We start from the raw sequence: 24,032 nt of genomic DNA on the forward strand, positions 1-24,032 counted from the left end.
CGGATTTTTTCAATGAGCCACCAGAAAATCCTCATTCTCGATTTCGGTTCCCAGGTCACCCAGCTGATCGCCCGTCGCGTGCGCGAAGCCAAGGTGTTCTGCGAGATTCACCCCTACGACGTCTCTGACGATTTCATCCGCAATTACGGCGCTCAGGGCATCATTCTCTCCGGCGGTCCGAATTCGGTCACTGAAGGCGACACCCCGCGTGCGCCGAATGTCGTGTTCGAACTGGGCGTCCCGGTCCTCGGCATCTGCTACGGCATGCAGACCATGGCCCAGCAACTGGGCGGCAAGGTGATGACCGCCGAAGCGGCCGGCAAGGCCCGCGAATTCGGTTATTCCGAAGTCCGAGCCCACGGCCATACCGCACTGCTCAAGGACATCGCCGACTTCACCACGGATGAAGGCCACGGCATGCTCAAGGTCTGGATGAGCCACGGTGACTCCGTCATGGAACTGCCGCCGGGTTTCATCAAGATGGCCTCGACGCTGTCCTGCCCGATCGCCGGCATGGCCGACGAGTCGCGCAAGTTCTACGCCGTTCAGTTCCACCCGGAAGTCACCCACACCAAGCAGGGCCGTGCGCTGCTCGAGCGCTTCGTGCATGGCATCTGCGGTTGTGGCACCGACTGGGTCATGGGCGACTACATCGCCGAAGCCGTTGAGGCCATCCGCAAGCAGGTCGGTGACGAAGAAGTTATCCTCGGCCTGTCCGGTGGCGTTGATTCCTCGGTGGCTGCTGCGCTGATTCATCGCGCGATCGGCGACCAGCTGACCTGCGTTTTCGTCGATCATGGCCTGCTGCGCCTGAACGAAGGCGACATGGTCATGGACATGTTCGCCCGCAACCTCGGCGTCAAGGTTATCCGCGTCGATGCCGTGGACGACTTCATGGGCAAGCTGGCCGGTGTTTCCGATCCGGAACAGAAGCGCAAGATCATCGGCAAGGAATTCGTCGAAGTTTTCCAGGCCGAGTCGAAGAAGCTCTCTGCCGCGAAGTGGCTGGCCCAAGGCACGATCTATCCGGATGTGATCGAATCCGCCGGCAAGGGCAAGAAGGGCGCCCACACGATCAAGAGCCACCACAACGTCGGCGGCCTGCCGGAAGACATGCACCTCAAGCTCCTGGAACCGCTGCGCGAACTGTTCAAGGACGAAGTGCGTGAACTGGGCGTGGCGCTCGGCCTGCCGCGCGAGATGGTCTATCGCCATCCCTTCCCGGGCCCGGGGCTGGGTGTGCGCATCCTTGGTGAAGTCACGCAGAAGGCGGCGCAGCTACTGCAGCGTGCTGACGCCATTTTCATCGATGAACTACGGTCGACCGTGGCCACGGCGCATGATGCCGTGGCCGGCCTGTGCAGCGAAGAGGACGTTGGCAAGAGTTGGTACGATCTGACCAGCCAGGCCTTTGCGGTCTTCCTGCCGGTCAAGAGCGTTGGCGTGATGGGTGATGGCCGTACCTACGAGAACGTTGTTGCGTTGCGCGCAGTTGTTACCAGCGACTTCATGACCGCGCATTGGGCGCATCTGCCGTATGAGTTGCTGGGGCGCGTTTCCAACCGCATCATCAACGAAGTCCGGGGCCTGAATCGTGTGGTGTACGACGTTTCCGGAAAACCGCCGGCAACCATTGAGTGGGAATGACCGCAAGGGTTTGCTACTCCCTTGCTGCCCATGACCGTAATGACCCCTGGTAGTGCCCAGGGGTTTTTTTGCCTGGCGGTTTGTGTGGTTATATTACCGGGGGGGTAGTAGGATTCCTGCCGGATATTGTGGCGGAGTAAGTGGCAGTTGGCTTTCCGGTTGTTGCATCCCTGTTGGCCCATCGACATTGCCAATATGCAGTTCAGGGCGCCGATGCGTTTGCGCCCAGAAACTCCCTGGCTGGCTACTTGAGGCGAGGCCGAGCCGAGGGACAAGGCGCCGCAAAGCCGGGGCGCAGGGACAGCGATCAACTCCGCCGGGATGCAGGCTGAGCCAGGGGGCAGGCGTTTCAGATTGTGGTGCGGCTCTCGCGCAGGCGGTCAAGTTCGGAGACAAGCTGGTGCGAGGCATCGGTTAACTCGGGGAGCAGCAAATCCGCATCGCAAGACAGGCCGTTGCTGCTCAAGTCGATGATCTCGTTGGCTAACTGGTGAAAGCGGCGATCTGCCCGCTGCAGTCTGGCCACGATCTCGAGGTCGGAGGCGGTGTCGGGCTGGATGCCGCCCAAGGTGCGCTCAAGCAAGCAACTGCGATGTTCCGAGAGCGGCATGTCGGCATAGGCGCCGCCTGCAAAGGCATTGAGGAACTGGCGTCGCCATTGGGTGTGCTGGCGTATGGCCGCATCAATGTCGATACGCTTCATGGTGCAAGGTCTCCGTGGACTCGGTAGCTGGCCGAAAAGGCGCAATTATGCCTCACAGCCCGGGGGGAGCAAGACGGTATTTTCCCTCCGGTGCATGCTTAACCTATCATACGCCCCTCTTTGTTTATCCCTGCTGGAGTTGTCACATGTTGCCCCCTGAGTTTTTGTCACGTTTGGAGATGACTTGCCCCCCCGATCTGTTGTCGGGGGCGCTGGCTTCTTTTGCGGGCAAGGAGGCGGTGGCCTTCAGGATCAATCGCCTGAGTGTTGCGGCGCCCGAACCGGTGCTTGCCGAGTTGGCCGGGATGGGTATTGCGTGTGCGCCGGTGGCCTGGGCGCAGGCTGCTGGCGTGTGGGCCTATACCTGTCCGCAGGAGCAACGTGAAATCCTGACCTATTCCTCGGCAGCTAGTCTTGGCTCGATTTACATCCAGAGTCTATCAAGCATGCTGGCTCCTATCCTGCTGGCTCCCCAGCCTGAAGAATGGGTCCTTGATCTGGCCGCTGCTCCGGGGGGTAAAACCATTCTCCTGGCGGAAATGATGGGAAATGAGGGGAAAATCAGTGCGGTCGAGCCAGTCAGTGCCCGTTATCATCGGCTGAAGGCCAATCTGGCGCGGATGGGCGTCAGTAATACCCAGACCTATCTGAAGGATGGGCGCGTGGTCGGTAGTTTGAAGCCAGACTGTTTCGACCGGGTCATGCTTGATGCCCCGTGTTCTTCTGAAAGTCGCTTCAAGACTTGGGATCCTGGCTCTTGGGAACATTGGTCTCCAGCCAAGGTCAGCGAATGCGCCAAAAAGCAAAAACGCTTGATTTTGAGCGCTTTTGACGCGTTGAAGCAAGGTGGCACCCTGATGTATTGCACCTGTTCCTTTGCGCCGGAAGAAAACGAGCTGATTGTCGATCACCTGTTGAAAAAACGCGAGGGTGTCCGTTTGCTGCCGCTTTCGCTGGACTTGCCGAATGTGCGCCCCGGTTTGGGTGAGTGGAAGGGTAAGCCGCTGGCTGCGGCTTGCCAGGAAACCCGACGGGTTTGGCCAACCGGTGAAATGGATGGCTTTTACCTGGCGTTGATTGCCAAGGCTTAGGTGCTGGTGGGGGCAGGGGAGCTACCTTCGCCGGCGTCTTCGTCCTCGTCTTTTTTCTCTTCCTCGATCGACAGTGAAAAGCCGCTGCTATTGGCTGGTTCGCCACGTTTGCTCTTGAGCTTGATCGCGAGGCGCAGTTCATTGGCCGAATCGGCGTTGCGGATGGCTTCGTCGTAGGCGATGTGACCTGCATCGTAGAGGTCGAACAGGGCTTGATCGAAGGTCTGCATGCCGAGTTCGCGGCTCTTGTCCATCACCGGCTTGATTGCCGCCGACTGTCCTTTGGATAGCAGTTCGGCCACGGTTGGCGTGTTGAGCAGAATTTCGATGGCTGGCTTACGTTTGCCGTCGATCGTCCGGATCAGTCGCTGTGAAACCACCGCCTTCAAATTCGAGGCTATATCCATCAGCACCTGGGCTTTTCGTTCGTCGGGGAAGAAATTGACGACCCGGTCCAGCGTCTGGTTTGCGTTGTTGGCATGCAGGGTTCCCATGCACAGGTGGCCGGTCTCGGCAAAGGCCAGTGCATGTTCCATGGTTTCGAGATCGCGGATTTCCCCGATCAGGATCACATCCGGCGCCTGTCGCAGCGTGTTTTTCAGGGCGTTGTGCCAGGAGTGGGTGTCGACCCCGACTTCGCGGTGAGTGACCAGGCATTGTTTCGAGGTATGCACGTATTCGACCGGATCTTCGACAGTAATGATGTGTCCCGGGGCGGTCGCGTTGCGGTGGTCAAGCATGGCCGCCATGGTCGTCGATTTGCCTGAGCCTGTGCCGCCAACGACCAGAATCAGCCCGCGTTTGGTGGTGATGATTTCTTTGAGGACTTCGGGTAGGCCAAGCTTTTCGAGATTGGGGATTTCGCTGGTAATCGTCCGGATGACCATGGCCACCGTTTGCTGTTGCAGGAAGACATTGACCCGGAAGCGAGAAATGCCCGGTAGTGAAATTGCAAAATTGCATTCGTGTTCTCGTTCAAACTCCTCGCGCTGGGTTGGGTTCATCAGGGCTTGCGCCAATTTGCGGGCAATGTCCGGGGTCAGCTTTTGCGATGACAGCGCCTTCATCGTCCCGTGGACTTTCATGGTCGGTGCAAAATCCTTGGCAATGAACAGATCCGAGCCGCCGTGCTGAACCATTGCTTTCAGCAGTGCGTGGATATAGTTCTTGAGTTCGTCGCCGGGGGTGTCTTCCGCGCTCATGAGGGCTCCGCTGCCTGGGTGGGGAAAATCCGGGCTGGCCGGATGGGATGGCGGAAATTATGACTCAGGCGGAGATAAACGGGTGGACGGCAAAAAATCATTTGCAGCGGCAAGAATTGCCGCTGGGTTTTGCCGTGGTTTGTTTGGCTGCATGGTGCTGCAGCCTGTGCGGCGGTAGCTAACCGAATAAACCGGTTGTAGGGGGCTGAGTCAGCTGTCTTTCAGGCTTCGGCGCCACTGATGCGAGAGCGGCGGCGCCAGCAAGCTGGCAGGCGCAGGGGGCGATCATCGAAATTTTCGCGAGAAAAAACTTGTTTGGCCTGGCGATAGCGTTCGTATTCAAGCGGATCGAAGCCGGCGATTCGCTCAAACCACCTTTGCAGGTTTTTCATGGTACAGCGCTCCGTTAAATGACAGGAATGAATCCGTGCTCTCTGGCGGTTGGGGCCGTGTGACAGTTCCGGATTATACACACTACTGTTTTTTTGTACAGTATTTGTCTGGCGGGTGCTTTGTTGTGCGTAGCCCGAATTTTGTTTTTTTGACAAAAGCAGTATTCATGCCTGTTTGTGGAGAGCGACAATTCAGCCTAGTTTTCTGCTCTCCTTTTGCGGTTCGGAGGGGCGCGAATCTGCGGTATGATGCAGACCTTTGGCCGCAGAGCCGGATGGGCCGTTGGCAGCTTGACTGTCGCGTCTTTCGTATCACGCTGTTCTTCCCGGATTATTTTTTTCCTATGTTCGACCTCGTTCGCGATAACAAGAAAATCGTCCAGATTTTCCTGGCGCTGATTGCGCTGCCATTTGCCTTCTTTGGTGTCGATTCCTATGTCCGCAATGCGGGCGGCGACGATGTCGCGAAAATCGGCGATGCCCGTGTCACCCAGCAGCAATTCCAGCAGGCGCTGCGCGAACAACAGGAACGCCTGCGGGCGCAACTGGGGCAGATGGATCCGAAAATGCTGGATAACCCGGAGGCACGTAAAGCCATTCTTGATGACCTTGTTGATCAGCGTCTGCTGATGCTTGAAGCGAGCAAGCGGCGGATGTTTGCCTCCGATGATGCGGTGCGGCGTGCGATCGCCGGGATCGAGGTATTCAAGGTTGACGGGAAGTTTTCCAGTGAGCGTTATGAGGCGGCTCTGCGCGCCCAGGGAATGACTCCGGCAATGTTCGAAGCGCAGTTGCGGCAGGATCTGACCTTACAGCAACTGGCGGGGGCTGTCGGTCAGTCCGGCTTCGTGTCGAAGACGGTCGGCGAGCGCCTGATTGCACTGCAGACCGAAAAGCGCGAAGTGGTTGAGCACCGCCTGGGGCTGGATGCCTATCTCGGCAAGGTCAAGTTGGCCGAGAATGCGGCGAAGAAGTTTTACGAAGAAAACGGCAAGCAGTTCGAGACGCCCGAGCAGGCGCGGGTCGAGTATGTGGTGTTGTCGATGGATGCCGTGGCAAGCCAGCTCAAGGTGAGCGAGGAGGAGGTCAAGGCCTGGTACGAACGCAGCAAGGACCGCTACCGTCAGCCGGAAGAGCGGCGCGCCAGCCATATCCTGCTAGCGAACGACAAGCACGGCCAGGAAAAAGCCAAAGCCAGGGCCGAGGAGTTGTTGCAGCAAGTCAAGGCCAATCCTGCAGCGTTCCCCGAGCTTGCCAAAAAGCATTCGGATGATCCGGGCTCTGCAAGCAAAGGCGGCGATCTCGGCTTCTTTGGTCGCGGCATGATGGTCAAGCCCTTTGAGGATAGTGTGTTTGCCCTCAAGGAAGGCGAGATTTCGACTGTAGTTGAGTCACCGTTTGGTTTTCATATCATTCGCCTGACCGGCATTCATGCTGCCAAGGAGCGTCCGCTGGCCGAGGTGCGCGGCGAGATCGAGGAGGAACTCAAGAAAACGGCTGCCGGTAGAAAGTTTGCCGAAGCTGCCGAGGCTTTCAGCAATACGGTATATGAGCAGCCTGACAGCCTTAAGCCGGTGGCTGAGAAGTTTCACCTGACGATCAAGCAGTCTGACTGGATTGGACGCGCGGCCAATCCGGCTGCTGGTCCGCTGGGGAATGAAAAGGTACTGGCTGCCGTATTTGCCGAAGATTCGGTCAAGAACCGACGCAATACCGAAGCTATCGAGATCGGACAAAACACTCTTCTGGCTGCCCGTGTTGCTGATTACCGTCCGGTTGCCCGGCAGCCGTTCGATAGCGTGGTTGCCAGTATCGAAACCCTGCTCAAGCGCCAAGAGGCGCAGGCGCTTGCCCGTCAGGAAGGCGAGGCGCTGCTCACCAAGCTTCGCCAGGGCGAAGACAAGCTTGCCTGGGGGGCACCGAAACTGGTGTCGCGCATGGATGCCCGTCTACTCCCGCCGCAGGCTGCGAGCGCCGTGCAGCGAATGGATACCGGCAAACTACCGGCGTACACCGGGGTCGAGTTGCCGGGGAACGCCTATGCGCTGATTCGCCTGAATCGTGTCGAAGCTGGTCAGAAGCTCGATGATGCCCAGCAGAAGGCGATGCTTGGCCAGTTGGGGCGGATTGCGATGCAGGAAGACGTGCAGGCCTATCTGGCTGCTCTGCGCGCCCGCTACAAGGTTGAAATCAATCAGGCCTTGCTCGAAGCCAAGTAATTCCGGCGGTCAGGCGCTGAAAACAAAAACGGACCTGCGGGTCCGTTTTTGTTTGTCCTTGGCCACCTGGCTGCCGCCATGGATGGCCGCTTGCAGCTTCGCAGGTGAGGGGGTGGTTGAAGATGTTGATATAAAAAAGCCGACGGCACGGCGTCGGCTTTTTTGATTTTTCCGGCGTCGACCGTGTGTGACCACGGTCGACGCCGGAAGTGGTCGTGCGGGTCAGGCTGGTAGCGGCTCCGGGTTGCCGAGGGCGACGGTGTTCATGCCGCCGTCGACGTACATGATTTCGCCGGTGATGCCGGATGCCAGGTCGGAGAGCATGAAGGCGGCGGCGTTGCCGACTTCCTCGATGGTCACGTTGCGGCGCAGCGGGGCGTGGTGCGAGTTGTACGACAGCAGCTTGCCAAAGTTGCCGATCCCGGATGCGGCCAGGGTCTTGATCGGGCCGGCGGAAATCGCATTGGCGCGAATTCCTTCGGGGCCGAGGCAGAAGGCCAGGTAACGGGTGGCGGCTTCAAGGCTGGCCTTGGCCAGACCCATGGTGTTGTAGTTCGGCATGGTCCGCTCGGCGCCCAGGTAGGACAGCGCCAGCAGGGCCGACTTGCGGCCTTGCATCAGCGGGCGGGCCGCCTTGGCCAGAGCCGGGTAGCTGTACGACGAAATATCGTGGGCAATACGGAAGGACTCACGCGAGATACCTTCAAGGAAATCGCCCTCGATGGCTTCAGTCGGCGCGTAGGCAATCGAATGCACCAGGCCGTCGAGACCGTCCCAGTGCTTGCCGAGGTCGGCAAAAAGCTGGTTGATCTGTTCGTCGTTGCTCACGTCGAGCGGGAAGATCAGTTCGCTGTCGAACTCGTTGGCAAACTTCTTGATGCGATCTTCAAAGCGCTCGTTCTGGTAGCTGAAGGCCAGTTGCGCACCTTCGCGGTGGCAGGCTTTGGCAATGCCGTAGGCGATGGAATGCTTGGACAGCAGACCGGTAATCAGAATTTTCTTGTCGGCGAGAAAGCCCATTTGTATGTACTCCCTTGGGGGTCAAGCCCGCGATTATACGCGATCACATGTTGGGATAGGTGGGTCCTTCGCCGCCTTGCGGGACTACCCAGTTGATGTTTTGCGTCGGATCCTTGATGTCGCAGGTCTTGCAGTGCACGCAGTTCTGCGCATTGATCTGCAAACGCGGCTGACCTTCGTCCTGGCCGAGGATTTCATAAACGCCGGCCGGGCAGAAGCGCTGCTCGGGCGCGTCGTATTGCGCCAGGTTGACGCTCACCGGCACCGCCGTATCCTTGAGTTGCAGGTGGCAGGGCTGGTCTTCCTCGTGGTTGGTCGAGGACAGGAAGACCGACGACAGGCGATCAAAAGTGAGCACGCCATCGGGTTTCGGATAGTCGATTTTGGGGCACTCGCCGGCCGGCTTGAGCTTGGCGTGGTCGGGCGTGGTGTTGTGCAGGGTCCACGGCGCCTTGCCGCCAAAAATGATCTGGTCGATGCCGAACATCAGTGAGCCGAGCTTCAGGCCCTTGTTCATCCACGGTTTGAAATTGCGCGCCTGGTGGAGTTCGTCGTAGAGCCAGCTGTTCCTGAAGGCTTCCGGGTAGGCGGTGAGTTCGTCGCGCTGGCGCTCGGCTGCAAGCGCCGCGAAGCAGGCTTCGGCAGCCAGCGCACCGGTCTTGATCGCGCAATGCGACCCCTTGATCCGGGCCGCGTTGAGGAAGCCGGCATCGTCGCCGATCAGCGCGCCGCCGGGGAAGGTGAGTTGGGGGAGCGATTGCAGGCCGCCAGCCGTTAGTGCGCGGGCGCCGTAGGAAATGCGCTTGCCGCCTTCGAGGAACTTGCGGATTTCCGGGTGCGTCTTGTAACGCTGGAATTCCTCGTAGGGCGACAGGTGCGGGTTGCTGTAGCCGAGGCCGACGACGAAGCCGACGGCGACCTGGTTGTTCTCCAGGTGGTAGAGGAAGCCGCCGCCGTAGGTGTCCGGCTGCATCGGCCAGCCACCGCTATGAACGACCAAGCCAAGCTGGTGCTTGTCGGGCTGGATTTCCCAGAGTTCCTTGATCCCGATGCCGTAGGTTTGCGGGTCGGCATCGCGATTGAGGTCGAATTTTTCGATCAACTGCTTGCCGAGGTGGCCGCGGCAACCTTCGGCAAAGAAAGTGTACTTGCCGTGCAACTCCATGCCTGGCTGGAAATTGGGGCCTTCGGAACCATCGCGCAGGCGACCCATGTCGCCGGTGGCCACGCCCTTGACCGCGCCGTTTTCGTCGAACAGGACTTCGGCGCCGGCAAAGCCCGGGTAGATCTCGACGCCCAGCGCTTCGGCCTGTTCGCCCAGCCAGCGGCAGACGTTGCCGAGCGAGATGACGTAATTGCCTTCGTTGTGGAAGCAGCCGGGGAGCAGGGCGTTTGGCACCTTGGTCGCGCCAGTTTCCGAGAGGATGTAGAAACGGTCTTCCGAAACCGGGGCGTTGAGCGGCGCGCCGTCGGCCTGCCAGTTGGGCAGGAGTTCGCTCAGGGCGCGCGGGTCCATCACCGCGCCGGAAAGGATGTGGGCACCGATTTCGGCACCTTTTTCGATCAGGCAGACGCCCAGTTCGCTGCCTTTTTCGTTGGCCAGTTGCTTGAGCCTGATCGCTGCTGCCAGCCCGGCCGGGCCACCACCAACGATCACGACGTCGAATTCCATGGCTTCGCGTTCCATTTTGCTGTCTCCTGTTGTGTTTTTCCCGGATGCATCCAGGTTGGGAATATTTCGTTTTATTGTCGCACAGATTTCAATACGGTACAGTATGGAAGGCGACCCTAAACACGGAAAAATAGCAAATATGGAACATCGGAGAAAGCTGGTTCATGTCACGTCCATCCCGATTCGCTGGGGCGACATGGATGCCTACGGCCACGTCAACAACACCGTCTACTTCCGCTTCATGGAGCAGGCGCGGGTCGAATGGATTGAGGCGATGCAGGTTCTGGTCCGCCCCGGCGGCGACGGGCCGGTGATCATCAATGCCAGCTGTACCTTCCTCAAGCCGATGACCTATCCGGGGACGGTCGAGGTGCGGACTTATGTCGGCCATGCCGGCCGCTCCAGCGTGCCGACCCATGTCGAGATGCTGATCGACGGCGAGCTGTACGCCGAAGGCGCGGCTAAGGTGGTGTGGATGAACACCCAGAGCGGCAAGTCGGTGCCGATTCCCGAGCATGTGCGGGCCAGTTTCGAAGAGGATACCGCTGCCCCGACCTGAGCCGGGCAGGGTATCCTTGGTATCTTTCAGCCTTGCGCACAGCGCACCGCCGCATGGATCACCGTCAGATTTGGCAACAACTGCTTTCCGCCGAGCGCCTCGGCGCCGGCAAGGCGCCGCGTAGCCGCGAACGCACCGCGTTTCAGCAGGATTACGACCGCATCGTATTTACTTCGGCCTTCCGCCGACTGAAGGACAAGACCCAGGTCTTTCCCTTGTCGAAGAGCGATTACGTCCGTACGCGCCTGACCCACAGCCTGGAAGCCAGTTGCGTCGGGCGCTCGCTCGGTGCGGTAGTTGGGCGCGAGATCATCGCACGGCACCAGTTGCCGGAGGTCGAGTCGGGCGATTTCGGAGCGATCGTCGCTGCCGCCTGCTTGGCCCACGACATCGGCAATCCACCTTTCGGCCATGCCGGCGAGGATGCGATCCGCGAATGGTTCCGCACTTCCGGCCTGCTCGATCGGCATCCGCTGACCCCGGCGCAGCGGGCCGACTTCGAGCGTTACGAAGGCAACGCCCAGGGCTTCCGCATCGTCAGCCGGCTGCAAAGCCCGGCCAACCCCGGTGGTCTGCAACTGACCAGCGCGGTGCTGGCGACGTTTACCAAATATCCCCGGCCTTCCGCGGTCGACCGTGAATTACCGGGGAAAAGCGGCAAGAAATTCGGCTTTTTCCAGCAGGATGCCGCGCATTTTGCCCGCGTCGCCGAGGCCACCGGGCTGATCGAACGGATTCCAGGCACCGCCTGGCGGCGCCACCCGCTGGCCTTTCTGGTCGAAGTCGCCGACGACACCTGTTACCTGATTGTCGACATGGAAGATGCCGCCCGGCTCGGCTTTCTTTCTTACAAGGATGCCGAGTGTCTGCTCGGCGACCTGGCCGGCACCTCGGTCAGCGGTGGCCGGCTGGAGCGCTTGCACGACCCCAAGGAGCGGCTCGAATACCTGCGCGCCAAGGCGATCGGGCGGCTGCTCGAAAGTGCGGCGGCGGTTTTCCTGGAAAACGAGGATGCGATCCTCGCCGGCGAGTTCGACAACGAATTGCTGGCGCAGTCGCCGGTAGCGATTCCTTTGCAGGCGGTGCTGCAGGTGGCCAAGGAGACCATCTACACCGCCCGCCCGGCGCTGGAAATCGAAACCGCCGGTTTTGAGGTCCTCGGCGCCTTGCTCGAATTATTTACCCAGGCGGTGGAAGCTCGTGCCGGCGTGCCCGGCCTGCGTTTTACCACCCGCGAACGGATGCTGCTGCAACTCCTGCCAGCGCAATTCCTCGGCCATGGCGGCGAGCCGGACCCCGACCCGTATATCCGCCTGCTGCAGGTCGCCGATTTTGTCGCCGGAATGACCGATTCCTACGCGGTGGATATGTACCGCAAGCTCAAGGGTTTCGACCTGCCAACCTGAAAACGCATGATTTCGCCTCGCCGGCCTTGCCAAAAACCGGTGGCTGTATAAAAATACAGTTATTGGTTCCGCCGGAGCATGGCCATGAAACTCACCCCCCGTCAGCAGGAAATCCTCGATTTCATCAAGAATACCGTCGAAGTGCTGGGCGCACCGCCGACCCGGGCGGAAATCGCCACCGCCTTCGGCTTTGCCTCGCCCAACGCGGCCGAGGATCACCTCAAGGCCCTGGCCAAAAAGGGCGCGATCAACCTCGAACCCGGTTCGGCACGTGGCATTCGCCTGGTCGAACAGCTTGGTCTGCCGCTGATCGGCAGCGTCGCCGCAGGTTCGCCGATCCTCGCGGTCGAGAACGTGCAGGGGCGCTATGCGCTGGACGCCGGCCTGTTCACTCCGCGCGCCGATTTCCTGCTCAAGGTGCGTGGCCTGTCGATGATCGACGCCGGCATTTTCGACGGCGACCTGCTGGCCGTGCACAAAACCAACCAGGCCCGTGAAGGCCAGGTGGTGGTTGCCCGCATCGACGACGACGTCACCGTCAAGCGCTTCGAGCGTAAAGGCCAGCAAATCCGTCTGATCGCCGAAAACCCCGATTTCGAGCCGATCGTGATCAATCCGGGCGAAGTCGAATTCGCCATTGAGGGGATTGCCGTGGGCTTGATCCGGGGCACTGCCGGACAACTGTAAGCGGGCCGGGCAGGCTTGGTGCGCTAGGGAAATGGCGGTTTTCCACGGTCGACCGTGGAAAGTCGGCAAAACCCCTCTGTCTTGGCGCATGTTCGGCCGGATCAGTTCTCCGGCCGAGTCAGTGAGTGCCCGATGGCTGGAACGAAGGCGACACCAAGCCTGCTTAAAGGCCGCTACCGGTGATTGCCGTTCCATCCGGCTTCGGGTTTCTTCGCACATCGGCCAAGGGGGTTTTTATACCCATCGGCTGCACCGAATGGTTGCTGGTGACGTTGTCCATTTCCTTTTATTTGACTTGAATTTGCGGTTTTTCGGTCATGTCTGGCGCACTTTCCCTGTCCGAGGTACTGGCCCGTGGTGACGTCTGGCGCGGTGATGCGCTGGCGGCGCCGCCACAGCAGGCAATCGCCACCGGGCATGCGGCGCTTGACGCCGAGTTGCCGGGTGGCGGCTGGCCATGCGGCGGGCTGACCGAATTGCTCGGCGGAACGGGAGGGATCGGCGAATTGAGCCTGTTTTTGCCGGCCTTGGCGCGACTCGCCGCACAGGGTGGGCGGATTGCCCTGGTCGCGCCGCCCTGGCAGCCGCATGCGCCGGCCTGGGCCGCCGCCGGGATCGCCCCTGAGCATTTGTTGTTGGTGCAACCCGGAGCAGAGCCGGGGCAGGGGGCCTGGTGTCTGGAGCAATTACTCGGCAGCGGTGGTTTTGCCGCAGTGCTCGGCTGGGCCGAAACCCCTGCGCGGCGGTTGCAAGCACCGCAGATCCGGCGTTTGCAGGTCGCCACTGAAGGGCGGCCGGTGCTGGCCGTGCTCTGGCGTTCAAGTGCAGAGGCCGCGCAAGCTTCGGCGGCTCCGCTGCGCCTGCAGCTGGAAACATCGCCGCCGCCGGGCGCTGGCCGTCGGCTGCAGGTACGCATTCTCAAGCGACGTGGTGCCGCCGCCTCGCCGGTGCTGACGCTTAACCTCGCACAACCGGGAAAGGTGGACCATGCTGTGGCTGGCCCTCGAATTTCCACGCCTGCCCCTGCAAGCGCTGGCCTCGCCCTCGTCGCCTAGCGCGGTGGTCGAGCGCGGCCGGGTGCGGGTGGCGGATGCGCAGGCCGCTGCAGCCGGTGTCCAGCCGGGGCTGCGACTGGCGACGGCACTCGCGCTGGCCCCCGGCCTGCAGGCACTGGCTGCCGATTCCGGCCGCGAAGCCGCCGCCTTGTTGCAACTGGCCTGCTGGGCCGGGCGCTTCTCGCCGACTGTCAGTCTGGTGCCCCCGCAAACCGTGTTGCTCGAAATTGCTGGCTGCCTGCGGTTGTTTGGCGGGCAGGCGGCATTGTTGCAGGCTGCTTTGGCCGAATTGCAGGCGCAAGGGTGGACGGTCGCAGCTGGAGTGGCGCCGACGCCGCTGGCGGCCCGCTGGCTGGCGGCGGCCGCATTTGCAGCAAACCCAGAGGCAGCGGCCGGGCCGCCGCCGCTGCGCAACACGAATACGGCCGAGCTGGTTTCCGAGCTGGCCGGCCTGCCGCTGACCTTGATTGCCAGGGTCAGCCACTGGCCGGCAGCAGCCAGTGCGCGTCTGGCTGCCTGCGGCTGCCGGCAACTCGGCGATCTGCTGGCCTTGCCCACGGCCGAGTTGCGTCTGCGCATCGGCGAGGCGCCGGTAACGGACCTGCTGCGCGCGCAAGGCAGCCTGCCCGACCCACAAACCCCGTTTGTTTTCCCTGAGGTTTTTTCCCAACGGCTGGAGTTGCCGGGGCGGGTTGAGGTGGCAGAAGGGCTGCTGTTTGGTGCCCAGCGCCTGCTGGCGGCGCTGGCCGGCTGGTTGCAGGCACGCCAGCTGCTGCTGCGGACAGCAGTCCTGTCGCTGGAACATGAACATCGCAGCGAGGCCTGCTCGCGCATTCCCTTGCAGTTCGGCGAGCCCGGCTGCGATCCGGAGCGCTGGCTGCGTCTGCTGCGCGAACATCTGGCGCGGCGGCCTTTGCCGGGATCGGTGTTGGCGCTACGGCTGGAGGCCGAACAGGTCGTTGCCGCAGGCGGCGAGACAGCTGCATTGTGGGGTGACAAAAGCGGTGGCGAGGGTGCCAGCGCCTGTATCGAGCGTTTGCGCGCCCGTCTCGGTACGGCCGCAGTGCACAGCCTGACGCTGACGGCGGATTACCGCCCCGAATGTGCCACCGCCCCTTGCGAGCCTCTGCTGCCGGCAACCGCCGGTAGGGAGGCGAGCGAGGCGGCGAGCATGGCGAGGGCTTCAGCTTCCGGGCCGGGGTTGGGACCAATGACCCGCCCCTTGTGCCTGTTTGCACCGCCGCAAGCGCTGGCCGAGCGCCATGGGGTGCCGCACTGGCGTGGTCCGTTGCGCCTGCAGGGGCGCGGCGAGCGGATTGAAAGCGGCTGGTGGGACAGCGGCGAAGGTGCGGGCGACGTGCGCCGCGATTACTTCGTCGCCTGTAATCCGGCCGGGCAGTGGCTGTGGATTTTTCGCGCCGCCGACGGCTGGTTCCTGCACGGCCTGTTTGCCTGAGGCCGCCGGATGGGAGCAACTTCTGCCGCCACTGATCCGATGCATGCCCCGGCGAGCGACGGCGGCTTGCCCGGCTATGCCGAGTTGCACTGCCTGTCCAATTTCAGCTTTCTACGCGGTGCCTCGCATCCGGAAGAACTGGTCGCCGAAGCCGTGGCCCAAGGCTACCGGGCGCTGGCGCTGACCGATGAATGTTCACTGGCCGGCGTCGTGCGCGCCTATCAGGCCTGGCGCGCGCAGGCTGAGGTCGCCGGCCCGGTCGCTGAGCCGGAAAAAATGCCATTTTCTACGGTCGACCGTGAACAAGACGAAAAACCACCGCTGCAACTGTTGATCGGCAGCGAAATGACCACCGTCGATGGGCTGAAGCTGGTCTTTCTCGCCCAGAACCGCGAAGGCTACGGCAATTTATCGGCTCTGATCACCCTGGCCCGGCGACGGGCCGACAAAGGCGATTACTGCTTGCTGCGCCACGACCTGAACGCGCTGTCGCCAGGCGGTGCCTTGCCTGATTGTCTGGTGCTGTGGGTCGCCAACCCGGCAGAGGCCAACGCGGTCGAGCAGGGGCGCTGGCTGGCCGAGCGTTTTCCCGGTCGCTGCTGGCTGGCGGTCGAACTGCACGCTGGCCCCGACGATGCCGGGCAGCTGGCAGCATTGCGCGCATTGGGCACAGCCTGCGGGCTGCCGCTGGTGGCCGCAGGCGACGTGCACATGCACCAGCGCGGGCGGCGCCCGGTGCAGGACGTGCTCACCGCCTTGCGCCTGAAAACCACGGTTTTTGCCGCTGGCCAGGCCTTGTTCCCGAATGGCGAACGGCATCTGCGCAGTCGCCTGCGCCTGGCCCGCCTCTATCCTCCGGAGTTGCTCGCCGAGAGCCTGAAAATCGCCGCGCGGTGCCGCTTTTCGCTGGCCGAGTTGCGTTACGATTACCCGGAAGAAATCGTTCCCACCGGCCACAGCCCGGCTTCGTGGCTGCGTCACGAAACCGAGGCCGGCCTCTGCCGCCGCTATCCGCAAGGCGTGCCGGTCTCGGTCCGGGAGCGGATCGAGCACGAATTGGCGCTGATCGGCGAACTGGCTTACGAGGCTTATTTCCTGACTGTCTACGACATCGTCTGCTATGCCCGCAGTGTCGGGATTCTTTGCCAGGGGCGCGGTTCAGCAGCGAATTCGACGGTCTGTTTCGCACTCGGCATCACCGAGGTCGACCCGGCGCGGGCCGGCATGCTCTTCGAGCGTTTCATTTCCAAGGAACGCGGCGAGCCGCCGGATATCGACGTCGATTTCGAACACGAGCGGCGGCCGGAGGTGATCGCTTATATCTACCGCAAATACGGCCGCGAACGGGCGGCGCTGACCGCCGCGCTGATCACCTACCGAACCAAGGGCGCGCTGCGCGATGCCGGCCGGGCGCTCGGCTTCGAGCCAGCGACCATCGACGCGCTGACGGCTTCGCTGGCCTGGTGGGACCAGCGCGAGCAGCTGCCGCAACGTTTTGCCGAACTCGGGCTCGATCCACAGGCGCCACGGGTCGAAAAATGGCTGTGGCTGGCCGGGCAGTTGCGCGGTTTTCCTCGCCATCTGACGCAGCACGTCGGCGGCTTCGTGATCTCGCGTGGGCCGCTGGCCCGGCTGGTGCCGGTCGAAAACACCGCGATGCCGGAGCGCACGGTGATCCAGTGGGACAAGGACGATATCGACGCGCTCGGGCTGATGAAGGTCGATGTGCTGGCGCTCGGCATGCTCAGCGCCTTGCGCCGGACCTTGGCGATTTTGCAGCAGCGCGACGGTCGACCGTGGACCTTGGCCACGATCCCGGCCGAAGACCCGGCTACCTACGCGATGCTTGGCCGGGCCGACAGCATCGGCGTTTTCCAGGTCGAGTCGCGGGCGCAAATGGCGATGCTGCCGCGCCTCAAGCCCAAGAATTACTACGACCTGGTGATCGAAGTCTCGCTGGTGCGGCCGGGGCCGATCCAGGGCGACATGGTGCATCCCTACCTCAAGCGGCGGCAGGGGCGTGAGGCCATTGAAAAAATCTCGCCGGCGGTCGATGCGGTGCTGGCGCGCACCTGCGGCGTGCCGATTTTTCAGGAACAGGTGATGCAACTGGCGATTGTTGCCGCCGGTTTCAGTCCCGGCGAGGCCGATCGCCTGCGCCGGGCGATGGCAGCCTGGAAGCGCAAGGGCGGGCTGGAACCGTTCCAGGACAAGCTGCGTGCCGGGATGGCCGAGCGCGGGGTGCCGCCGGCTTTCGTCGAACGCATCGTGCAGCAGATTCAGGGCTTTGGTGAATACGGCTTCCCCGAGTCGCACGCCGCCAGTTTCGCACTACTGGTGTATGCCTCGGCCTGGCTCAAATGCCACGAACCGGCGGCTTTTCTCTGCGGCCTGCTCAACAGCCAGCCGATGGGCTTTTACTCGCCGTCGCTGCTGCTTCAGGATGCGCGCCGCCACGGCGTCGCAGTTCTGCCGCCCGATGTCTGCGCCAGCGACTGGGACAGCCGTTGTCTGGCCGATGGCCGCGTGCGCCTCGGACTGCGCGAGATTCGCGGGCTGACGGCTGAAATTGCGCAAAAAATCACGGTCGACCGTGAGTCCGGGCCTTTTTCCAGTCTTGCCGATTTTTCCGCCCGCATTCGTCCTGCCCGGCGCGATCTCGACCTGCTGGCGGCAGCCGATGCCTTGCGCAGCCTCAGCGGCCATCGCCGGCAGGCAGCCTGGGCGGTCGCCGCCCAGTTTGTCGCACCGCGCACGGCGGTGCAGGGCGATCTGTTTGCCAGTCCGGCCGGTGCCGCCGCCTTGCCGGAGCAGGGTGGGGCGCAACGCTGCCTGTCGGCGCCCAGTCCGGGAGAAGAACTGGTCGCCGACTACGCCACGCTCGGTCTCAGCCTGCGGCCGCATCCGCTCCACCTGCTGCGGTCGCAACTGGCTGCCCGTCGCTTCGTTCCGGCGAGCCAGCTGGCCGCCCACGGCGACCGGGCGCTGCTGCGCGCCGCCGGAATCGTGGTCGGCCGTCAGCGGCCGGGCACCGCCACCGGGATTGTTTTCGTTACGCTCGAAGATGAAAGCGGCCTGGTCAATGTCGTGGTGCGTCCGGAACTGGTCGCCCGGCAGCGGCGCGAACTACTCGCCAGCCGCCTGCTCGGGGTTTTCGGCCAGTTGCAGCTTGCTGACGGTGTCGTCCACCTGGTCGCCGGGCGGCTGGTCGATTTATCGAGTTGGCTGGGTGCTTTGCCAACCCATAGCCGGGATTTTCATTGAGCCGGGATTGCCTTGCGGCATTGATCTGCCTCAAGCAAATCGTGGTTTATGCCTTTTGGCTCTTGTCTTGTTTTTGCTATCGCAGCCATAATGCCCCGATAAACATAATGGAATAAATTGGTCGGTCGGGAAGTGCTTTCCGGTCGACGCAACGGGAGGCAGCATGAGCAGGCTCACCGATATGCTCTGGACCCGCTTGACCGGGATGATGCCCGGCGAACTGGATCGCTCCGAATTCATCTGGCTGTTGTCGCCGCACACTCATTTCCAGTTGCTGACCAGGCGCCGGGCGACGATGATTGTCAATCGGGTGCGCATCCTCGCCTTGCTCTTCGGGGTGTTGACGCCGCTGTGGACACTGATCGATTACTTCGTCTTTCCCACGGCCTTGTGGTTGTCGCTGGCTGCCTTGCGCATCTCGGCCAGCATTGCCTTCTTCGTCATCGTCGTCTGCTACAAACCGGCTGGCCGGATGGGCGACGCCTATCGCGCCATCGGCCTGCTGTTCGCAGTGCCAACCGTGTTCTACGTGGCTTCGCACCAGATGCTGGCCGGGATGCAGTTGAGCGGACTTTCCTCTGCCATCGCCACCGGCTATGCCTTTCTTCCTTTCGTTCTGCTGGCCGGATTGTCAATCTTTCCGCTTACCGTCGCTGAGAGCCTGATGGTTTCCAGTCCGATCCTGCTCGCCCATCTGCTCTCCGGTTACCTCAACTGGCCGACCCTGGAGTGGCCGTCCTACGCCGGAGCCTTCTGGTTGATGACCCTGATTACCGGCGTTTCGGCGTTGGCCGGGATCAGCCAACTGGCTTTCATGATCGCCCTGGTCCGGCAAGCCATCCGCGATCCGCTGACCGGTGCCTTTTCCCGCCGCAGCGGCGAAGAGATTCTCGAATTGCAATTCGCACTGGCCGAACGCAACAATCGTCCGTTTTCCGTGGCCTTCATCGATCTTGATCATTTCAAGAGCGTCAATGACAGTTTTGGGCACGAATCCGGCGACCAATTGTTGCGTGCAGCGGCGCAGCAGTTGGCCGGTGCGTTGCGGCGCTCGGATACTTTGGTCCGCTGGGGAGGGGAGGAATTCATCCTGATCCTGCAGGATACCCGCAGCGAGTGCGCTCATCAGTTCCTTGAGCGAATCCGTTCACAAGGGCTGGGGATGCGCCCCGACGGCTCGCCGGTAACGGCATCGATTGGAGTTGCCGAGCGGACTCAGGATCAATGCCACCATTGGCAGCAATTGCTGGAACTCGCTGACCGCCGGATGTACCACGCCAAAGCCTGTGGCCGGGATCGGGTAGTCGGCTATCTGGAACAGCCAGAAGCCTTGCCCGAGCCATGCCCTCAGGCCTCATGAATCTCCACTCACGTCTATCCCGAAAGCTTCCATGTTCAGACTGACCCAAATCGGCCGGCCGCTCGTAATGCTCTGCTTTCTGTTCGGCGGCAGCCTGTCGGCCTTCGCCGGGCATGAATCACCGCCCAAGCCGAAGACTGCACCCGCCTGGGGTTATACGGTGAATGGCGGCTGTGAATGTGGTAACGGTCGCTATTGCACCGGCCCCAAAGGAGGCAAGTACTGCCTTAAAAACGGCAGAAAGCAGTACTTGTAGCCTGCTCATTCGCAGCTTGCGGCTTTATTTCAGAGAAAACGCCTGGTTATAGTCCGCAATCGGCCCAGGCTAGCGGGTTCCCTCGGCGCAACGCGAGACGTAGCAAGGCGTTTGCTTCACTGCCGGAAAGTTGGTCCAGCCAGTCGGGCAGGGCACCGAAACGGTTTTCGTAAACACGGGAGAGATTGTCGCTGGAACGAGGGATCGGTAATTCGAGCGTAAGCACCATGATTGGCTCCATTCTCCCCGGGTGGTCCGGCGCAGCCGGCCCCAGGGAGAGTCGGGCAAGCGACGCTTTAGCCGGTATTGTTCCGCCCCGGCAAGTTATCGGTTAAATCCGGCGGTGTGGGGGTATTCTCAGCTGCTTTCCACGGTCAACAAAGACGATTTCGCTATTTCGATATGCTCGCAAGCGTTGATCATTTCTGCCGATAAATCTGGTCAAAGCTGCCCCCGTCAGAAAAATGCACCTGCTGGGCTTTGCGCCAGCCACCAAAAACTTCGTCGATGGTGACCAGTTTGAGCCGGGGAAACTGCTTGCTGTACTGGCTGGCAATTTTCGGATGTGTCGGTCGGTAGTAGTGGCGCGCGGCGATCTGCTGTCCTTCTTCGGAATACAGATAGTCGAGATAGGCTTGCGCTGTCAGCCGCGTGCCGCGTTTTTCAACAACCTTGTCGACGACTGCAACCGGCGGCTCGGCAAGCATCGAAATGCTGGGGTACACCAGTTCAAAGCGGTCCTTGCCCAGTTCCTTGGCGGCAAGAATCCCTTCGTTTTCCCAGGTGACCAGGACATCGCCAAGCCCGCGTTCGACGAAGGTCGTGGTTGCGCCACGCGCTCCTGAATCAAGGACCGGAACGTTCCTGAAAATTCCGCTTACCAGTTCCTTGGCCCGTTGCTCATTGCCGCCCGGTTGCTTTAGCGCCCAGGCCCAGGCCGCAAGATAATTCCAGCGGGCACCGCCGGAAGTCTTCGGATTCGGCGTGATTACAGCCACTCCCGGACGGGCGAGGTCGTTCCAGTCACGAATGGCTTTGGGATTGCCTTGGCGAACCAGGAAAACAATGGTCGAGGTGTAGGGCGAAGAATTGTTCGGAAAGCGCTTCTGCCAATCGGCTGGGATCAGCTTGCGATCGGCCAGCGCATCGATGTCGTAAGCCAGGGCCAAAGTCACTACATCGGCTTCCAGGCCGTCAGCGACCGAGCGTGCCTGTTTTCCGGAGCCTCCATGCGATTGCCGGACCTGGATATTCTGGCCGGTGCGCTCTTGCCAGTGACGATTGAAGGCGGCATTGAATTCGCGATACAGCTCGCGCGTCGGATCATACGAAACATTGAGCAAGCTGGTTTGGGCCAGAGCCGCTCCTGTTCCCAGCCACACAGCGAAGCCGGCGGCAAAAAAAGGTTTGAGCGAGAGCAGGGGGGATGTACGGCGCATCGGGAACCTCAGTATTCAATGATGAAAAGGAGCCCAGTCTAGGTCGCCGGGTTTATGGCTGGAACGATGAGTTTTTCAGATGCTTATCTATTTTATTTATAAGAAAAAGTTTTGATGTCCGCGCTGTTTATATCATTGGGTGATTAGCTTGGAATGATTTTGTCTTTCCGCTACGACTGGTGGCTCAGTAGACTCGCCCTGGCTTTGCTACCTAAGGAACCCAACCCGTGAATTTCCAGCAGCTTAGAATCATCCGCGAGACCCTCCGTCAGGATTTCAACCTGACGGAGGTGGCCAACGCGCTACATACCTCGCAACCCGGCGTCAGCAAACATATCAAGGATCTTGAGGATGAACTTGGGGTCGAGATTTTCATTCGGCGGGGCAAACGCTTGCTGGGGTTGACCGAGCCAGGAAAGGAACTCGCCGATGTGGTTGAGCGGATCTTGGTCGATGCCCAGAACCTGCGACGAATCGCTGATCAGTTTGCAAGTCGGGAAACCGGGCATTTTGTGGTTGCCACTACCCACACCCAGGCACGCTATGCCTTGCCGCAGATTATTCGCTGGTTCAAGGCGGATTATCCCAAGGTGCACCTCACCTTGTTACAGGGTAGCCCCGGTGAAATTACCGAGCTGCTGAGTAGCGGCCGAGCAGATGTCGGGATTGCGACTGAAGGACTGGAACGCTCTCAGGAACTGGTTTCTTTTCCGGTTTATTCATGGCACCACGCCATCATCGTGCCGCAAGGCCACCCGTTACTCGAACAGCCAGATGTCACTCTTGAAAAACTGGCCGAACACCCACTGGTGACTTATCACGAAGGCTTTACCGGTCGGGCTCAGATTGATCAGGCCTTTGCCGCCGCTGGCATCGTTCCGGATATCGTTCTTTCCGCCATTGATGCCGATGTGATCAAAACCTATGTCGCTTTGGGACTGGGCGTCGGGATTGTTGCCTCGCTCGCTTACGACCGGGAGCAGGATCGCAACCTCGAACTATTGCCGGCTTCGCACCTGTTTCCTGCCAACACAACCCGCCTGGCAGTGCGTCGGGGAACTTATCTGCGCAGTTATGCCCATGCGTTCATTGAAAAGCTATGCCCGGAACTCAGTGAGGAACATTTGCGGCCATTGCTCAAAAGCAGTCTGTCACCATTTGCCGAAACCGAAAATCCACTCTGAGGCAGAGTACAAGGATTTCAGCGCATCAGCGCTTTGCTTGATTATTTTACATAATACAAATTATACGAATTAACCGTTGTGCTTTCATCTGGCTCACCCTTTAGGTAGATTGGTCAAATCCTTACGTTGTCGTTGGGCTGTGGATTTCGCGCATATTTGCCTGATGGCCGAATCGGCTCGGCAATTGCACCCCTTGGGCTTGTGGCACGACGTATCATCATCAATGATTGATTGTTCGGAGGTATTGAAAATGCTGCTAGGTGTTCCGAAGGAAATCAAGAACCACGAATACCGGGTTGGCCTGACTCCGGGGAGTGTTCGCGAACTGACGCAACGCGGGCATCGGGTTCTGGTCGAAACCTCGGCCGGTGCCGGAGTCGGCTTTGCCGATACCGATTATCTGGTAGCGGGTGCTGAATTGGTGGCAAACGCTGCCGAGGTATTTGCCCGGGCCGAATTGATCGTCAAGATCAAGGAACCACAGCCTGACGAATGTCGGCAACTGCGTGCCGGCCAGATCCTGTTTACCTATCTGCATCTGGCACCTGATCCGCAACAGCTGGCCTTGCTGCTTGCTTCCGGGGTGACTGCGATTGCCTATGAAACCGTGACCGCACCCGGTGGCGGTTTGCCGCTGCTTGCGCCAATGAGCGAAGTAGCTGGCCGGATGGCGATCCAGGCGGGCGCCAGTTGCCTGGAAAAGTCGCGGGGTGGCGCCGGCATTCTGCTCGGCGGTGTGCCGGGAGTGGCGCCAGGGCGTGTTGCCATTCTTGGTGGTGGCGTGGTTGGGTACAATGCAGCGCGGATGGCACTCGGACTGGGAGCCGATGTGACCCTGATCGAGCGCTCGGGAGAGCGTCTGCGCTGGCTGGATGCACAATTTTCCGGGCGGGTCCGGACGCTGTTCGCAACCCGGGATAATATTGAAGCGGCTTGCCTGACAGCCGATCTGATCGTCGGCGCCGTGCTGATACCAGGTGCCGCAGCCCCTCGTCTGCTCGACCGCGAACAAATCAGCCGGTTGCATCCGGGGACCGTGCTGGTCGATGTGGCAATTGATCAGGGAGGATGCTTTGCGACGAGCCGGCCCACCACGCATGCCGATCCAACCTATAGCGTTGATGGTGTCGTCCATTACTGCGTTGCCAACATGCCGGGAGCCGTAGCGCGCACCTCGACGCTGGCACTCAACAATGCCACCCTGCCCTTTGTGATGGCGCTTGCCGACCTGGGGTGGGTTCAGGCCTTGCGGGCCGACCCGCACCTGCGCAACGGCCTTAACCTGCACGCCGGCCAGCTGACTTGCGCTCCGGTCGGAGAGGCGCAAGGGATTCCCACGGTCGACGCGGAGCAAGTGCTGAAAATTATCTAAGCCGGGGCATTGAATCTGCTTGAAAAATATTTAATTTCAATTTCTTAT

At 61.1% G+C, this 24,032-nt stretch carries 19 protein-coding genes; 13 read left to right on the forward strand and 6 right to left on the reverse strand.

Annotation, left to right across the window (positions count from 1 at the left end; translation table 11 throughout):
• The first annotated feature begins 12 nt into the window (after nucleotides 1-12).
• A complete protein-coding gene (gene guaA, locus VX159_RS07870; RefSeq protein WP_371325421.1) occupies nucleotides 13-1,647 on the forward strand; it encodes a glutamine-hydrolyzing GMP synthase in 1,635 nt (544 codons plus the stop codon).
• A 349-nt stretch (nucleotides 1,648-1,996) separates the two neighbouring features.
• Here the strand turns inward: guaA and VX159_RS07875 are convergent, their stop codons facing one another.
• Nucleotides 1,997-2,350, reverse strand: coding sequence for a CZB domain-containing protein (locus VX159_RS07875; RefSeq protein WP_371325422.1), 354 nt, complete (start codon nucleotides 2,348-2,350; stop codon nucleotides 1,997-1,999).
• Between the two features lie 14 nt (nucleotides 2,351-2,364).
• Here VX159_RS07875 and VX159_RS07880 point away from each other — a divergent pair, with 14 nt between their 5' ends.
• Complete coding sequence (locus tag VX159_RS07880) at nucleotides 2,365-3,441, forward strand: RsmB/NOP family class I SAM-dependent RNA methyltransferase (protein ID WP_371325423.1); 1,077 nt, start codon at nucleotides 2,365-2,367, stop codon at nucleotides 3,439-3,441.
• On the opposite strand, the gene VX159_RS07885 is transcribed toward VX159_RS07880, so the two are convergent.
• Both VX159_RS07885 and VX159_RS07890 read right to left on the reverse strand, forming a co-directional pair.
• Nucleotides 3,438-4,643, reverse strand: a complete 1,206-nt coding sequence (locus VX159_RS07885) for a PilT/PilU family type 4a pilus ATPase (RefSeq protein WP_371325424.1) — start codon at nucleotides 4,641-4,643, stop codon at nucleotides 3,438-3,440. The genes VX159_RS07880 and VX159_RS07885 overlap by 4 nt on opposite strands.
• A 221-nt stretch (nucleotides 4,644-4,864) precedes the next feature.
• Nucleotides 4,865-5,035, reverse strand: a complete 171-nt coding sequence (locus tag VX159_RS07890) for a hypothetical protein (protein ID WP_371325425.1) — start codon at nucleotides 5,033-5,035, stop codon at nucleotides 4,865-4,867.
• A 344-nt stretch (nucleotides 5,036-5,379) separates the two neighbouring features.
• On the opposite strand from VX159_RS07890, the gene VX159_RS07895 reads away from it, so the two are divergent.
• On the forward strand, nucleotides 5,380-7,254 hold the full coding sequence (locus tag VX159_RS07895; RefSeq protein ID WP_371325426.1) for a SurA N-terminal domain-containing protein: 1,875 nt from the start codon (nucleotides 5,380-5,382) through the stop codon (nucleotides 7,252-7,254).
• Between the two features lie 222 nt (nucleotides 7,255-7,476).
• Here the strand turns inward: VX159_RS07895 and fabI are convergent, their stop codons facing one another.
• Together fabI and VX159_RS07905 are read right to left on the reverse strand one after the other, a co-directional pair.
• Nucleotides 7,477-8,274, reverse strand: a complete 798-nt coding sequence (fabI, locus tag VX159_RS07900) for an enoyl-ACP reductase FabI (protein ID WP_371325427.1) — start codon at nucleotides 8,272-8,274, stop codon at nucleotides 7,477-7,479.
• A 43-nt stretch (nucleotides 8,275-8,317) separates the two neighbouring features.
• A complete protein-coding gene (locus VX159_RS07905) occupies nucleotides 8,318-9,961 on the reverse strand; it encodes an electron transfer flavoprotein-ubiquinone oxidoreductase (RefSeq protein ID WP_371325428.1) in 1,644 nt (547 codons plus the stop codon).
• A gap of 124 nt (nucleotides 9,962-10,085) precedes the next feature.
• Between VX159_RS07905 and VX159_RS07910 the strand changes: the two genes are divergently transcribed.
• From VX159_RS07910 to VX159_RS07945, 8 genes are all read left to right on the forward strand, one after another.
• Nucleotides 10,086-10,505, forward strand: a complete 420-nt coding sequence (locus tag VX159_RS07910; RefSeq protein WP_371325429.1) for an acyl-CoA thioesterase — start codon at nucleotides 10,086-10,088, stop codon at nucleotides 10,503-10,505.
• 53 nt (nucleotides 10,506-10,558) lie between these two features.
• On the forward strand, nucleotides 10,559-11,911 hold the full coding sequence (gene dgt, locus VX159_RS07915; protein WP_371325430.1) for a dGTP triphosphohydrolase: 1,353 nt from the start codon (nucleotides 10,559-10,561) through the stop codon (nucleotides 11,909-11,911).
• A gap of 84 nt (nucleotides 11,912-11,995) precedes the next feature.
• Nucleotides 11,996-12,598, forward strand: coding sequence for a transcriptional repressor LexA (gene lexA, locus VX159_RS07920; RefSeq protein WP_371325431.1), 603 nt, complete (start codon nucleotides 11,996-11,998; stop codon nucleotides 12,596-12,598).
• Nucleotides 12,599-12,915: 317 nt separating this feature from the next.
• Complete coding sequence (gene imuA, locus VX159_RS07925; protein ID WP_371325432.1) at nucleotides 12,916-13,653, forward strand: translesion DNA synthesis-associated protein ImuA; 738 nt, start codon at nucleotides 12,916-12,918, stop codon at nucleotides 13,651-13,653.
• Nucleotides 13,586-15,109 carry a DNA polymerase Y family protein gene (locus tag VX159_RS07930; RefSeq protein ID WP_371325433.1) on the forward strand — a complete coding sequence of 508 codons (1,524 nt, stop codon included), beginning with the start codon at nucleotides 13,586-13,588 and terminating at the stop codon, nucleotides 15,107-15,109. The genes imuA and VX159_RS07930 overlap by 68 nt, the downstream gene beginning before the upstream one ends.
• A gap of 9 nt (nucleotides 15,110-15,118) precedes the next feature.
• The gene (locus VX159_RS07935; protein WP_371325434.1) at nucleotides 15,119-18,373 is read left to right on the forward strand and encodes an error-prone DNA polymerase; all 3,255 of its coding nucleotides are present in this window, start codon (nucleotides 15,119-15,121) and stop codon (nucleotides 18,371-18,373) included.
• A 163-nt stretch (nucleotides 18,374-18,536) separates the two neighbouring features.
• Nucleotides 18,537-19,733 carry a diguanylate cyclase gene (locus tag VX159_RS07940; protein ID WP_371325435.1) on the forward strand — a complete coding sequence of 399 codons (1,197 nt, stop codon included), beginning with the start codon at nucleotides 18,537-18,539 and terminating at the stop codon, nucleotides 19,731-19,733.
• A 31-nt stretch (nucleotides 19,734-19,764) separates the two neighbouring features.
• Nucleotides 19,765-19,989: a hypothetical protein gene (locus tag VX159_RS07945; RefSeq protein WP_371325436.1), complete on the forward strand. Its 225-nt coding sequence runs from the start codon at nucleotides 19,765-19,767 to the stop codon at nucleotides 19,987-19,989.
• A gap of 419 nt (nucleotides 19,990-20,408) precedes the next feature.
• Here VX159_RS07945 and VX159_RS07950 read toward each other — a convergent pair whose 3' ends face one another.
• The gene (locus VX159_RS07950; protein ID WP_371325437.1) at nucleotides 20,409-21,428 is read right to left on the reverse strand and encodes a sulfate ABC transporter substrate-binding protein; all 1,020 of its coding nucleotides are present in this window, start codon (nucleotides 21,426-21,428) and stop codon (nucleotides 20,409-20,411) included.
• Nucleotides 21,429-21,655: 227 nt separating this feature from the next.
• Between VX159_RS07950 and VX159_RS07955 the strand changes: the two genes are divergently transcribed.
• Together VX159_RS07955 and ald are read left to right on the forward strand one after the other, a co-directional pair.
• A complete protein-coding gene (locus tag VX159_RS07955) occupies nucleotides 21,656-22,612 on the forward strand; it encodes a CysB family HTH-type transcriptional regulator (protein ID WP_371325438.1) in 957 nt (318 codons plus the stop codon).
• 250 nt (nucleotides 22,613-22,862) lie between these two features.
• A complete protein-coding gene (gene ald, locus VX159_RS07960; RefSeq protein WP_371325439.1) occupies nucleotides 22,863-23,984 on the forward strand; it encodes an alanine dehydrogenase in 1,122 nt (373 codons plus the stop codon).
• Nucleotides 23,985-24,032: the final 48 nt, after the last annotated feature.

The organism is Dechloromonas sp. ZY10 (genome assembly GCF_041378895.1).
Taxonomy (GTDB): domain Bacteria; phylum Pseudomonadota; class Gammaproteobacteria; order Burkholderiales; family Rhodocyclaceae; genus Azonexus; species Azonexus aquae.

Bases quoted from the DNA above. Each gene is read 5' to 3' on its own strand.
- guaA (WP_371325421.1), top strand. From the start codon at position 13: ATGAGCCACCAGAAAATCCTCATTCTCGATTTCGGTTCCCAGGTCACC.
- VX159_RS07875 (WP_371325422.1), bottom strand. From the start codon at position 2,350: ATGAAGCGTATCGACATTGATGCGGCCATACGCCAGCACACCCAATGG.
- VX159_RS07885 (WP_371325424.1), bottom strand. From the start codon at position 4,643: ATGAGCGCGGAAGACACCCCCGGCGACGAACTCAAGAACTATATCCAC.
- VX159_RS07890 (WP_371325425.1), bottom strand. From the start codon at position 5,035: ATGAAAAACCTGCAAAGGTGGTTTGAGCGAATCGCCGGCTTCGATCCG.
- VX159_RS07895 (WP_371325426.1), top strand. From the start codon at position 5,380: ATGTTCGACCTCGTTCGCGATAACAAGAAAATCGTCCAGATTTTCCTG.
- fabI (WP_371325427.1), bottom strand. From the start codon at position 8,274: ATGGGCTTTCTCGCCGACAAGAAAATTCTGATTACCGGTCTGCTGTCC.
- VX159_RS07905 (WP_371325428.1), bottom strand. From the start codon at position 9,961: ATGGAACGCGAAGCCATGGAATTCGACGTCGTGATCGTTGGTGGTGGC.
- VX159_RS07910 (WP_371325429.1), top strand. From the start codon at position 10,086: ATGGAACATCGGAGAAAGCTGGTTCATGTCACGTCCATCCCGATTCGC.
- dgt (WP_371325430.1), top strand. From the start codon at position 10,559: ATGGATCACCGTCAGATTTGGCAACAACTGCTTTCCGCCGAGCGCCTC.
- lexA (WP_371325431.1), top strand. From the start codon at position 11,996: ATGAAACTCACCCCCCGTCAGCAGGAAATCCTCGATTTCATCAAGAAT.
- imuA (WP_371325432.1), top strand. From the start codon at position 12,916: ATGTCTGGCGCACTTTCCCTGTCCGAGGTACTGGCCCGTGGTGACGTC.
- VX159_RS07930 (WP_371325433.1), top strand. From the start codon at position 13,586: ATGCTGTGGCTGGCCCTCGAATTTCCACGCCTGCCCCTGCAAGCGCTG.
- VX159_RS07935 (WP_371325434.1), top strand. From the start codon at position 15,119: ATGGGAGCAACTTCTGCCGCCACTGATCCGATGCATGCCCCGGCGAGC.
- VX159_RS07940 (WP_371325435.1), top strand. From the start codon at position 18,537: ATGAGCAGGCTCACCGATATGCTCTGGACCCGCTTGACCGGGATGATG.
- VX159_RS07945 (WP_371325436.1), top strand. From the start codon at position 19,765: ATGTTCAGACTGACCCAAATCGGCCGGCCGCTCGTAATGCTCTGCTTT.
- VX159_RS07950 (WP_371325437.1), bottom strand. From the start codon at position 21,428: ATGCGCCGTACATCCCCCCTGCTCTCGCTCAAACCTTTTTTTGCCGCC.
- ald (WP_371325439.1), top strand. From the start codon at position 22,863: ATGCTGCTAGGTGTTCCGAAGGAAATCAAGAACCACGAATACCGGGTT.